11 protein-coding genes are annotated in these 12,816 nt (G+C 47.9%); 8 read left to right on the plus strand and 3 right to left on the minus strand.

Annotation, left to right across the window (positions count from 1 at the left end; all coding sequences use genetic code 11):
* Positions 1-125 precede the first annotated feature (125 nt).
* Positions 126-686, plus strand: a complete 561-nt coding sequence (locus I8U27_RS07060) for a hypothetical protein (RefSeq protein ID WP_181751314.1) — start codon at positions 126-128, stop codon at positions 684-686.
* 202 nt (positions 687-888) lie between these two features.
* On the opposite strand, the gene murQ is transcribed toward I8U27_RS07060, so the two are convergent.
* Positions 889-1,788 (minus strand): N-acetylmuramic acid 6-phosphate etherase, encoded by a 900-nt coding sequence (gene murQ / locus I8U27_RS07065; RefSeq protein ID WP_181751313.1) that lies wholly within the window; start codon positions 1,786-1,788, stop codon positions 889-891.
* A gap of 113 nt (positions 1,789-1,901) precedes the next feature.
* A complete protein-coding gene (locus I8U27_RS07070) occupies positions 1,902-3,281 on the minus strand; it encodes a PTS transporter subunit EIIC (protein ID WP_181751312.1) in 1,380 nt (459 codons plus the stop codon).
* Between the two features lie 280 nt (positions 3,282-3,561).
* On the opposite strand from I8U27_RS07070, the gene I8U27_RS07075 reads away from it, so the two are divergent.
* The 3 genes from I8U27_RS07075 (at position 3,562) to I8U27_RS07085 (ending at position 6,356) form a co-directional block, all read left to right on the plus strand.
* Positions 3,562-5,331: an ATP-binding protein gene (locus I8U27_RS07075; RefSeq protein ID WP_181751311.1), complete on the plus strand. Its 1,770-nt coding sequence runs from the start codon at positions 3,562-3,564 to the stop codon at positions 5,329-5,331.
* 38 nt (positions 5,332-5,369) lie between these two features.
* Positions 5,370-5,861, plus strand: coding sequence for a YwhD family protein (locus I8U27_RS07080; protein WP_181751310.1), 492 nt, complete (start codon positions 5,370-5,372; stop codon positions 5,859-5,861).
* Positions 5,862-6,125: 264 nt separating this feature from the next.
* Positions 6,126-6,356 carry a hypothetical protein gene (locus I8U27_RS07085; RefSeq protein WP_181751309.1) on the plus strand — a complete coding sequence of 77 codons (231 nt, stop codon included), beginning with the start codon at positions 6,126-6,128 and terminating at the stop codon, positions 6,354-6,356.
* A gap of 65 nt (positions 6,357-6,421) precedes the next feature.
* Here the strand turns inward: I8U27_RS07085 and I8U27_RS07090 are convergent, their stop codons facing one another.
* Positions 6,422-8,470 (minus strand): transglycosylase domain-containing protein, encoded by a 2,049-nt coding sequence (locus tag I8U27_RS07090; protein WP_181751308.1) that lies wholly within the window; start codon positions 8,468-8,470, stop codon positions 6,422-6,424.
* Positions 8,471-8,742: 272 nt separating this feature from the next.
* Here I8U27_RS07090 and speE point away from each other — a divergent pair, with 272 nt between their 5' ends.
* The 4 genes from speE (at position 8,743) to argS (ending at position 12,661) form a co-directional block, all read left to right on the plus strand.
* Positions 8,743-9,582: a polyamine aminopropyltransferase gene (gene speE / locus I8U27_RS07095; protein ID WP_181751415.1), complete on the plus strand. Its 840-nt coding sequence runs from the start codon at positions 8,743-8,745 to the stop codon at positions 9,580-9,582.
* Positions 9,583-9,586: 4 nt separating this feature from the next.
* A complete protein-coding gene (speB, locus tag I8U27_RS07100; protein ID WP_181751307.1) occupies positions 9,587-10,459 on the plus strand; it encodes an agmatinase in 873 nt (290 codons plus the stop codon).
* 110 nt (positions 10,460-10,569) lie between these two features.
* Positions 10,570-11,007, plus strand: coding sequence for a DUF1934 domain-containing protein (locus I8U27_RS07105; RefSeq protein WP_181751306.1), 438 nt, complete (start codon positions 10,570-10,572; stop codon positions 11,005-11,007).
* Positions 10,994-12,661, plus strand: coding sequence for an arginine--tRNA ligase (gene argS, locus I8U27_RS07110; protein ID WP_181751305.1), 1,668 nt, complete (start codon positions 10,994-10,996; stop codon positions 12,659-12,661). Before I8U27_RS07105 ends, argS begins: the two co-directional genes overlap by 14 nt.
* Positions 12,662-12,816 lie beyond the last annotated feature (155 nt).

Below are 12,816 nucleotides of genomic sequence, written 5' to 3' on the forward strand. Positions count from 1 at the left end.
TCGTTTCCGAGCATATATAACAGGATTCGACAAAGTATTCTGTTGACGTTTTGATCTGGAACCTGCTACCATTAATATTAATTCGAGTAATTAAAAATTTTTCAATGCTCTTTGGAGGGATAATGATGTCTTCAATTACTGTTGGAGTATATTTGGGAAAAAAAGATCGTCTGGTGCGTTATTGGTATGAGATTCTCCCCAAGGGTCAGTTCCCGATGTTAGTAAAATATTGCATCCAGTCGTATCTGAGAAACAATTACTTTCCGTTGCAGTCCATCTGTGATCCCCGCTCTTTAAAGGAACAAATTCAAATGAGAGGGGATTATGTACCCACTCAAAGAAATGTCACCTTCACTCCCGAAGACGGGCCGGTATATCAATGGATTAAAAGCCTGGAAAGCGGTTATCGCAGTGAAGAGATTAAAAACATCCTGAAGGAAACGGTGGTACATACTCTGCTCAATGATCAGCCGCTGTTTCCCCCGCGAAGTATCGGACAAGCTCCGTACAACACCGTTGAGTCCCATGAGTCGCAAGGAACCTATCACCCGTATCCAGAAGAAGCACAAAAGGTGACAATGTTAAAGAGAGATCAGGTTCAGCTGGAGGAGCCTTATTCCAGTGAGTTAGAAGTAAAAGAGAAAGCATCAAAAGGGTTCAGCCATTTAGTCAATTATCTTGGTTAAATGCTCCGTCCATAATCTAATCATTGATTCTGCATGAAAGTGCAACATGAAGTTCAGATTCTGGTCAAAGCGTTGTGTCCCCTCTTAGATAAAAGGGAGGTTTGATCAAAAATAGCAGAATTGAATGAAAGGATGAACGGGATGACGTAAAAGGAGTCCGTCATGTGTACAACGGACTCCTTCACATTTATCCCCGCCGGGGCTATAGTTGCAATGCATCCGCAACACGCCCTTTTGCCCGCTCCAGGCGGTGACGTGCTTCTTCAGGTGTTACATCGGCCAAAATCATGACCATCGCTGTTTTCACTTCATCACCACAGGCGAGCAGCGCCCTATCCGCTTCCTGTTCATTCACTCCGGTTGTTGTCCGGATGATGCGCAGTGCTCGATCCTTCAGCTTAAAGTTACTTGGTTTTAAGTCCACCATAAGATTTTGATATGTTTTCCCGAGCCGCACCATGGAGGCAGTACTCAGCATATTGAGAATCATTTTTTGCGCCGTTCCGGATTTGAGACGGGTTGAACCGACAAGCACTTCGGGTCCCACATTTACTTCCAGTTTAAACTGAGCCATTTGCCCGAGAACGGAACCCGGATTGCAGGTGATGGCTGCTGTTTTTGCCCCTATTTGATTTGCGTATTGAACTGCGCCGCAAACATAGGGGGTTCGGCCACTGGCAGCCAAACCGACTAAAAAATCACCGGCAGAAAAGGAGCGTTCCTGTAAATCCCGGACTCCCGCCTCTTCAGAGTCTTCAGCTCCTTCAACCGCGGAACGGAGAGCGACATCTCCACCGGCAACGATTCCTTGAAACAATTCCGGCTCCGTGCGAAAGGTGGGAGGGCATTCAGAAGCATCCAATACACCTAAACGTCCGCTGGTTCCCGCGCCGATATAAAAGATCCGTCCTCCTTTCCGAATCGTATCTGCGATTTGGTCCACCGTTTTTGCGACCTCTGGTAAAATGCTTTGAATCGCTTTAGGTACTTGATGGTCTTCTTCGTTCATTAATTGGACAATTTGCAGGGAATCCATCTGATCGAGCTGTTTTGACCTTTCGTTTATTTGTTCAGTCACCAATCTTGACAGGTCGGAGTTCATGCTGATAACCTCCTTCGCATAATATTTTAACTGTATACAACAGGATATTTTCTCACATTAAAATCCGCCAACCTGTAACAGGCGGCGGATGGGTCCATTCAATGGAAAGGGTTTTACATTTTCACTCCTGTTCCTTCCGGAACATCCGGAGCGAAGTTTTTGGCCATCTCTTCTTTAAAACCAAAGAAGTAGGTGAACGCGAATCCCGCTGCATAGGAGATGAGCACACCCAGCAGATACATCAGGATCTGCCCCGGTTTAATGAGAAGTGCCAACGGAATTCCCGATACCCCAATCGCGATGGAGGCGATTTTAAATACAGCCTGGAAAGCACCTCCTACAGCAGCACCGAGGCATGCGGTGAGAAACGGCCGGCCGAGAGGAAGAGTGACACCGAAAATTAATGGCTCACCGATCCCGAGAATACCTACGGGAAGGCTTCCTTTAATTACATTGCGCAGGGTTCGGTTTTTCGTCTTGATATAAACAGCAATCGCCGCTCCTACTTGCCCTGCACCCGCCATAGCCAGGATCGGGAGGAGGGGATCCAGTTTCGTTTGTTGCAGCAATTCCAGGTGGATCGGGGTTAAACCCTGATGCAGACCGGTAACCACCAGCGGGAGGAAGGTTCCTGCAAGTACGGCCCCCGCAAGAATGCCGCCTTGATCAAGCAGGAAGAGAAGTCCCTTGGTGATCCCGTCAGAGATAAATCCGCCGATGGGCTGTAAAGCAAAATAAGTGACCAAGCCGGTTACCAGGACGGCGATCGTAGGTGTGACGATAATATCAATCGATTTGTGAACAAATCGTCTCACGTATCTTTCCACGATGGTGATAAACCAGGCGGCGAGCAGGACGCCAATTAAACCGCCGCGCCCGGGGATGAGGGCATCACCGAACAGCGTGATTTTTTCAAGATCCGGCAAGTAGATCAAACCGCCTGCGACTCCGCCGAGAGCAGGGGTTCCGCCAAATTCCTTCGCGGTATTGATACCCACAAAAATAGCAAGGTAAAAGAAGATCACTTTGCTGATCACTTGTAATAATGAGATGATGGCACTCTCTTTTACATCAAAAGAGTAGATGATGACATTGGTCAATCCGCTGATCATTCCGCCGGCGACAATTGCCGGAATCAGCGGTACAAAGATATTGGCAAGCTTGCGTAAGAAGAAGCGAAGAGGATTGTTTTTCCGGTCTGCGGCAAAAGCCTCAGGGTCTTCCACTTCTGCGGAAGTTTTTCCTGTTACTTTGGACAGGTGTTCGGAAACCCTGTTTACAGTTCCCGGCCCCAGGATGATCTGGTACTGTCCGGAAGCTTCGACGACCCCCATCACACCTGTGAGCGCTTTCAGTTTGTCCAACTCAACTTTGGAAGAATCTTTGACACCCACCCGGAGCCGTGTCATACAGTGCCCGAGGCTGCTGATGTTCTCAGCGCCACCTAAGAGCGGCAAGATGGATTCCGCCAGTTTTATTTCTTTCTGTCCCATGTTCCCCCTCCTTCAGTATGCCGAAGGTTCACAAAAATGAGATAAAAAAGTCACAAAAGATTCAAAAGACAGTTATCTGATGATTAGATTATCACATCATTGGGGTTTAGTCAAAAACAAAAAACAGGTCGATGGCTCGAAATTTGATAGCTTTTGTCGAAGGCGCAACTTGTGAAGGATTCTTTCCTTTACAAGTTGAAGAAATCATGCAGGATGCTCGTTTACGCTTGTCGTTGGAGGTTGAAACATGCAACTTTGTGAGGGCTAAGGAGTGGGCGTGTTGGGCCATTACCATTATCATGAGACGAAATTGCTATATCATATCATTAGCGATTATTTTTCCGTATATCCCTCCTTTCATTGGATTTGCGTAGGCATTGTGACGGCTTTGCTTCTCGGCCTCCTCTTTGTAGACCAGAGTCTTTTGAGGAGATTCCCGACTTATGGATATATGTCCGTACTCTTATTGTTGATTGCCCTGTTGGATATTCTGACCCAGATTATTCCGCTATTGACCGTTTATCTCATTGTTTTGGGTTATGTGCAGTTTAGAACCCGGGATGAAAATCCCCATATTGTAACCGCTTCTTATGCTGTGACTTATCTCATCATCAATGTGCTGACCTGCTGGCATCAGCTTATGGTTCTCGAACTGGTCAGCCAGAGCCTGTTATTTGTCTGGATGGGCTGGTTAAGCGACCAAGTGCGCCGCTCTTATTTTGAAGTGAGAAAGTTTAAAGAGAAAAACTGCCACCTGGTTGATAAAATCCAGGAAGCGCAAAAGCGGCTGCATGAGTATAATGATGAAATTGAAGAATATTATCGTCGGGATACCCTGACGGGCTTGTATAATTTTGGTGCTTTTCAGGAACAGGTAACCCGCAGCCTTGCCCGTTGCGGCATGAACCAGTCTTATCATGTGATTTGCCTTGATTTAACAGATTTTCTGCAAGTGAATATGCAGAAAGGAATCGACGCCGGAAATCAGATTCTGATACAAATCGCCCGCCAGTTGAAGAAAAACCTTCCTCCCTCTGCCAAAGTAGCACGGTATGACGGGGATCAGTTTGCTGTTGGTGTGATGGGGGATTATGCCGTTTTTCGGCGCTGCCTGGAAATCATTGAAAAGGTGATGGCTGATCTGAAAGAGGAACGTAAGTTAGTCAGCTATTGTTTGGGTACCGCTTCCTATCCCCGGGAAGTAAGCTGCGGAGCCGAATTGATCCGTTTAGCCGAACAGAGGCTGATGATTGAGCAGCGCCGCTTGCGCCATCAGCAGGAGGAACGGAGAAGACACCTGGAAAAACTGTCTGCCGTCGGACAGCTGGCGGCCGGACTTGCACATGAGATTCGCAATCCGCTCACATCGATTCGCGGATTTGTTCAGATCTCTGCCAGTGAGTCGGAAGCGGTCAAAAAGTGGGAATCGATCATCCTGCCGGAAATTGACCGGATTAACGACCTGCTGAAACAGTTTTTAAATCTGAGCGAAACAAGGCCGGCCCGCTTTACCAGATTTAATTTAGATCAATTGATGAACGATGTTTTAAGCCTTTTGCAACCCAAATCTTTTTTGATGGGCCATGAATTGATCGCTCATCCCCCTCCCTCTCCGGTGGATATTGAAGCTGATGCGGAGCAGATTAAGCAAGTACTGATCAATTTGATCCAAAACGGCCTGGAATCCCTTGAGGAAAAAGGAAAGGTGGAAGTGCGGTGGAAGGAGTTCCGCGATCGGGTTAATATCCGGGTGCAGGATAATGGCAGCGGAATCAAACCGGAACACTTGACCAGAATTTTTGATCCTTTCTTTACTACAAAAGGTGAAGGAACCGGAATGGGTTTATCTGTCTGCCATCGCATTATTACAGAACACGGAGGCCAAATCTATGCGGTCAGCCAGCCGGGGCGGGGCACAACTTTTAATATTCATTTGCCGGTTTGCCAAAGTTTAAAAGAGCTGCCCGTATCCGAAAAGAAGGTGCCGCAGTTACATGCTGACTCTCCTGAAAAGCCGCCAAAATCTACGGTTTCTTTGCACCCGGATTAAGCCTTGGGATAAAATAAGGGGGAGGAGGCTGAAGAGGCATGGCAAACAAAAAAAATACACAGTTTAACATTATCAGCAATAACTCCACCACCCACGGCGGCTACTATACAGGAACCATCAGCTTGAGCAATTTGTCTTCGGTATTGATTGACGGCGATCATGCCAAAATTGATTTAGGACTGATTCATGCGAAAAGTGCAGTTGAACGGGGGATCAAGTTTACTGCCAACAAAGAAGAAGTTCCGGGCGGAAAGCATTACTGGGTGGTTTGGGTAGCCGTGGACCGTGATGAAAATGGTCCCTACTATGCCGGGGTAACGGCTTGTCCCATGATTGTGGACAAAGAAAACAGAAGGGGTTGGAAAAACCTGGCTGAACATGTAAACCGAATGGATGATGCCCTAAAGCGGAGAATTAAACTGACTGTTTTAGGGGAGACAGAGAAAGAAGCATTAAAAACATTACTGATCAACCATAATCCGCAAATGTGGGAAAATAGCAGGCAGGAACTAAAAGAACAACTCTCTTAAAAATGAATTGTATGTGAACAAATTCTTTCTAATCTTGTCGCTCAGTATGAGCAGGAGTACACTTAGTATATGGTTTCGGAACCTTTTGCTAGGACACAAAAATGGCGAACCCCCAAGGTTCGCCATTTTTGTGTCCTACGATCCTTCTGTCTGTCATTCCCTGATATTTCATCTTGCTTTAGCCCAAGCTAAGGGCTAGAGGAGGTGAACACCTGCTGCCCAAAGCTTAAGTAAGGGGTGAAAGAAAAGCAGCAGGAACAGAGAATGTCTTATCGGCATCGATTAGATCATTATGCCCGTCACGGAGGCGTCCATTTTACCCTGAACGTACCTGAAGAGGAAATGAACCGCTATGTGAGGGAACTCCCGGAACAGAAGCGGGAAAGTATGTTTCAGGTGATGAAAGAACTGGAAAATGCCGGTTTGATCACTGTATTCAACGATGGTGAATTTGCCGACGGTGAGGGGAAAATTGGCGGAAGCAGTGAATGTTAAAATGGGAAAGCTCAGCACTCCGCAGCGTGAAGGAATGCTGAGCTTTTTTATTTGCGGAATTGTGATTAAAAGCTGTTCCACCAGTCGATGAAACGCTCCCATAACGAGGGATCATTTCCGCTTCTTTTAACAGGTCCGGGATGCTCAGGGCAGGTTTGCCTCGGTTCTGTTCCTCTTACAAAAAATTCCAAACGGGTATGTTTGCAAAACGGAGTTGCCAGATAGCCTGTTTCTATATCAATGTAGACCCCTTTAACCCCTTGCGGGACGGGGAAAATCCGTGCCGGCTGGAGCGCGGTGGCTTTTTTCATATAAGAGCCCCAGATATATTGGGATAAACGCGCTTCATGGTGGGGAAGTTTCCGGCTGTGATCATATCCCACCCAGACGGTGGTAACTAAGTCGGGGGTAAACCCGGATAACCACCCGTCCCAATCGGTGGTCCCCGTTTTGCCTGCGGCGGCTCGCAAAAACATTTGCCGCACCCGATGACCGGTTCCCCCTGAATCAAACACGCTCGTCAGGAGTCGGGTTAACACATATGAGTGGGCCGGAGAGGTAACGCGGATCGGATTTGTCTCGTTTTCAACCAGGACCTTCCCGTACGAGTCCACGATTTTCCGGATTCCCGTCAGCGGATGCCGGATACCCCCGTCAGCAATAGTGGCATAAGCCTGGGCCAACTCATATGGAGTGATCGGATAGCTTCCCAGTGCCAGAGACGGGGTGGGCCTAAGAGGGCTTTTAATTCCCAGTTTCCGCGCCATGTCAATTTCTTTGTTGATTCCGATATGAAACAGGGTACTGACAGCATAGATGTTATCCGAACGGGCAATCGCTTCACGCAAAGTGATGGGGCGATTGGCATACTGCCCGCGATAATTGGACGGACGATAAATCCCCCCTTCGTAAGCAAAGGCGGTGGGACGGCTGATGATCTGTGTCAGCGGAGTAAATCCGTTTTCCAGAGCACTCAAGTAAAGGACCGGCTTAAAGGAAGAGCCCGGTTGGCGTCGGGCAAACACCCGGTTGTATTGAGATTTGCTGTAATCTTTCCCGCCCACCATCGCTTTGATGTGTCCGGTATGGGGGTCGGCGGAGATGAGCGCTCCCTGTAAATCCTTTTTGTCTCCCAAAAATTGTTTTACTGACTCCTCTGCATATTTCTGCATCCTTGGGTCCAAAGTTGTATATATCTTTAAGCCGCCACGGCGGACGACTGATTCCTCAAGGCCGTATTGCAGAACAGCTGTCTGAATCACATAATCACGGAAATAACTGGCACGAATTTGCTGTGGCTTGGAAGGCTCTGCGATTGCCAGAGTGGTTTGCTTGGCCTGTTGGGCCTCTTGTGCCGTAATCATCTGATTGCGAACCATCAGGTCCAGAATATAACGCTGCCTCTGCCTGGCGCGGGGTAAGTGGAAATAAGGAGAGTAGTACTGCGGCCCTCTCGGAATTCCGGCCAAAAAGGCAGATTCAGCTAAATTGAGCTGTTCCACATTTTTATTGAAGTAAACTCTGGCTGCCCTGCCTACGCCGTAAGCTCCATGGCCATAGTAGATTTCGTTCAAATACATTTCCAGAATCTCATCTTTTGTATAATGAAGTTCCAGCTGAACCGTCAATATGGCTTCTTTTATTTTGCGCGACCAGGTACGGTCATGCGTTAAGTACAGGTTTCGCGCCAATTGCTGGGTGATGGTGCTCGCCCCCTGTACCACATGTCCGGCTTTCAGATTGGCGATAACAGCCCGGATGATCCCGGTCAGTGAAAATCCCCAGTGATGGTAAAAGTTTTTATCCTCGGCTGCTAAAGTAGCTTGAATCAAAGATTGGGGGACTTGTTCCAACTTAACGGGTTCCCTGTACTCTCCTTCATCAATCTGGCCGATGTAACGCCCTTTTGCATCATACAATTTGCTGGAAGAAGAAATCTCCGGAGGAGGGAGAGGTTTGGATTTGAGATAAAGAATCGCAACCCCTAATGCGGCACTGCAAATCAGTGTGATGATAAACATCCAGCAAAAAATCCGATATGTCCATTTGATCAGGCGCCATACGGGAAATTGGTTCAGTGGCGGGTGGTCTGGCGTTGTTTTTTGTTCACCCATTGCTGGTAACTCCTTCTGCTCCGGTTTTATCCACTTTTTAGCAAATCAGGCAAGAATATTATGCGAAAGGGGCAGGAAAAATATACCTTCAAAGGATAATTTTTTATGTGGAATGTTCGGTTCAGTCACCTGAATCAGGATGGAAGCCCGCATATTTGTTTTTGAAAATGGATCATTGTATCAGGCAGGAAGTTGCATTATTCTTAGTAAGGGTGTTAAAGATTCCGAAGCGGATGAAATAGATCAGGAAGGGGCTCATCACAGAGATGGAAATGGAATTATGGTATACGGAAAAACAAACGAAAAACCATGGAATCACGACCAAAATAAAAAGAAGCGTCTATCATGACCAGTCAGAGTTTCAAACTTTGGACATAATAGAAACGGCTGAATTTGGCAATATGCTCGTGCTGGACGGAATGGTAATGACGACGGATCGGGATGAATTTGTTTACCATGAAATGATTACACATGTAGCCATGAATACCCACCCCAATCCTAAAGATGTGCTGGTGGTAGGCGGCGGTGACGGGGGGGCCATCCGTGAAATCCTCCGCTATCCCAGTGTGGCAAATGCTGTTCTGGCTGAAATTGACGGCAAAGTGATTGAAGCGTCACAAAAATATTTTCCAAAGATTGCAAGCGGTTTATCCGATCCCCGTGTCAATATTCAAGTCACTGACGGAATTCGCCATATCCAGGAAAACAAAGGTACATATGACGTTATTCTGGTTGACTCTACTGAACCGGTCGGGCCGGCGGTCGGCCTTTTTCAAAAGCCGTTCTATGAAGGGATTTACGAAGCTCTGAAAGAGGATGGAATCATGGTGGCACAGACAGAATCTCCATGGTTTAATCAGGATCTGATTCGCCAGGTGTTTAAAGATATCTCCAATACATTCCCGATCACCCGCCTGTACACAGCGAGCATCCCCACTTATCCGAGCGGACTGTGGAGCTTTACGGTCGGTTCTAAAAAATATGATCCGTTGCAAGTAGACGAATCCGGGCTTCAGTCATTCGATACCCGTTACTATCGTCCGGAGATGCACAAAGCCCTGTTCCAACTCCCGGCCTTTGTGCAAGAGTTGTTAACTGATAAGGGGGAATAAAGAATTGCGCTTTGATGAAGCTTACTCGGGCAATGTGTTTATCGGAGCCGGTTCTGACCTGGAGAAGGCACAGGCGGTTCTTTATGGAATGCCAATGGATTGGACGGTAAGTTTTCGTCCGGGCTCCCGCTTCGGCCCGGCCCGCATCCGTGAATCTTCCCTTGTCCATGAAGAGTACAGCCATTATCTGCGGCGGGAACTGACTGAAATTGCTTATTATGATGCCGGGGATATTCCCCTCGCTTTTGGAAATCCGGAAAAGAGCTTGTCACAGATTGCAGAGTTTGTCAGCCGTCTGTTGGATTTGAAAAAAGTTCCGATTGGCATGGGCGGGGAACATCTTGTCACATGGCCGGTTGTGCAGGAAGTGTACAAGCATTTTCCCGGTTTGGCTGTGATCCATATTGATGCCCACGCTGATTTGCGTACCGATTATGAAGGGGAACCTTTTTCCCACGCTACCCCGCTCCGCAAAATTTCCGAGCTGATCGGCGGTGAAAATGTGTATCAGTTCGGCATTCGTTCAATGACCAAAGAGGAAGTTTCTTACGCTGAAGAGGCGGGAATCCATTTTTATCCTTTTGATGTACTGGAACCTTTGCGAGAGTGCCTTCCGGAACTGGCCGGCCGCCCGGTATATGTAACCATTGACATTGACGCACTCGACCCGGCACACGCTCCGGGGACCGGGACGCCAGAGCCGGGCGGGATCACCTCGAAAGAAATGCTCGCAGCCATCCATGCGATTGCCGCTTCAGAAGTGAGAGTTGTCGGGGCTGATGTCGTAGAAGTGGCGCCCGCTTATGATCCGAGTGAACAAACCCCAGTGGTTGCGGCCAAGCTGATTCGCGAAATGTTGCTCGGTTTTATTAAATAGAGGTCTTCCCTCCAGCCTTTCGGAGGGAATTTTTTTGTGTCTGACATTTCGTTGGCAAAGATAACAAGCAATGTTAATATACAAATATTAGCCTGAAAGGGGCGGACAGAGTGATTCCGGTACAACTGTATATTGAATCGACCATCCAGTCAGAAACGGATCAAGCACCGGAAGTGATCCGGCAAAATCTGTCCGGACGTCTTCGGATCAACGAAAACGAATGGGTACTCAGATATACGGAGCACTCCGGGACGGAGGATGAGGTTCGCACATCGGTCAAATCTTTGCCGGAGCAAATTACGGTCATCCGCCAGGGAAGCGTTTCCTACCGGCAAACGTACCGGCCGGGCACAAATACGCAAAGTATTGTATATATGCCCGGGGGCAAAACTGAAATGGATGTGACCACATTAGAATACCACCGCGAACGGACAGACCGGGAAGGAACGATTCAATTTTCTTTTCTTTTAAATATGGGTGCACAAAAGTTAGGACATTACCGGCTGAAGATTCAATGGATGGAGGCAAATTGTGATGAATCCGCTTGAACAGATGAAAGAAACGTTGAAAAAGCAAATTAAACAAGCAGTGATCGCTTCGGGAATGGTTCCCGAGACAGAGATCCCGGAAGTGATTCTTGAGGTTCCGCGCGAGAAGGAACATGGAGATTGGGCGACCAATATAGCGATGCAATTGACAAGAGTCGCCCGTAAAAATCCGCGTGAAATTGCAGCGGCAATCGTGGAAAAAATTGATCAGCAGTCAGCGCATATTCGTGAGGTGCAGATTGCCGGACCCGGCTTTATTAATTTTTTTATGGATCGTTCTTTCTTAATCAGGGTACTGAATGAGATTCAGTCTGCCGGCGGCAAATACGGCCGTTCTGAAGCCAGGCGCGGAGCAAAAGTCAATGTGGAGTTTTGCAGCGCCAATCCCACAGGCAATCTCCATCTGGGGCATGCACGCGGGTCAGCTGTCGGCGATGCTTTGAGCAATATTTTAGATGCTGCCGGGTATGAAGTGACACGCGAATATTATATCAATGACGCAGGAAACCAGATGAACATGATGGCGCTGTCTCTGGAGGCCCGGTATTTGGAGGGGTTGGGGAGAGACTGCGCTTTCCCGGAAGACGGCTATCGCGGACAGGAAATGATCGACATTGCGCAGGATTTGATCCAAAGTGAAGGGGACCGTTTGCTCTCCCTGGAGAGAGAAGAACGGCTTGCTTATCTGAAAAAGATCGGCAAAGAGAGGCTGCTTGGCAAGATCAAATCAGATTTAAAAAAATATCGCGTTGAATTTGATGTTTGGTTTAGTGAGCTTTCTCTGTATGAATCCGGAGCAATTAAGGATACACTGAACGCACTGAAAGAACAAGGGTATACCTATGAGGAAGACGGGGCCTTGTGGTTGAAGTCGACAGCTTTTGGGGATGACAAAGACCGTGTTCTGATTAAACAGGATGGTTCTTATACCTATCTCACTCCGGATATTGCCTACCATCGTGATAAACTGCAGCGCAGCGGACGCTTGATCAACATCTGGGGCGCGGACCATCACGGATATATCCCCCGCATGAAAGCGGCACTGGCCGCACTTGGCTATGACCCGGACAAGTTGGACGTGGTTATTACCCAGATGGTAAAGCTGTACCGGGGGGGCGAACTGGTCAAAATGTCCAAGCGAACCGGAAAAGCAGTTACCCTGGAAGAATTGACAGAGGAAGTAGGTGTGGATGCTACCCGCTATTTCTTTGTGATGCGTAACCCGGATACCCATCTCGACTTTGATATGGATCTTGCCGTATCACAGTCTAATGAAAATCCCGTTTATTATGTCCAGTACGCCCATGCCCGCATCTGCAGCGTATTCCGCCAGGCCGCTGAAAAAGGGATGTCCCCGTCATGGGAGGAATCTGCGCTCACCCGGTTGCAGAGCGAACAAGAACTAGACTTGATGCAAAAACTGGGAGAATTTCCCGGCGAAATCGTCACGGCCGCAGAGCAGCTGGCCCCGCACAGGATTGTGCGTTATCTGTATGACCTGGCAACCCAGTTTCACAGCTTCTATAATGCTCAGCGCGTGATTACCGATGATGAAGAGTTGTCCCGGGCCCGTCTGGCTCTGCTTGAGGGTGTGGCCCAAGTGGTGCGGAACGGGTTAAAGCTGGTCGGAGTACATGCACCGGAGCGGATGTAAGCAGAAACCAGATAAAAATGACGCCAAGGATGAACAAAATCCCTTGGCTTTTTTATTTCCAGCGGCCGGGTTGCCTGTTCTGGACACAGCTGCCTGTTCCATTTAGAATTAGAAATGACAAATTTTCGTCATATATTGATCATTTTTCGGCAGTT

It is taken from the genome of Paenactinomyces guangxiensis, assembly GCF_016055185.1.
Lineage (GTDB): Bacteria > Bacillota > Bacilli > Thermoactinomycetales > Thermoactinomycetaceae > Paenactinomyces > Paenactinomyces guangxiensis.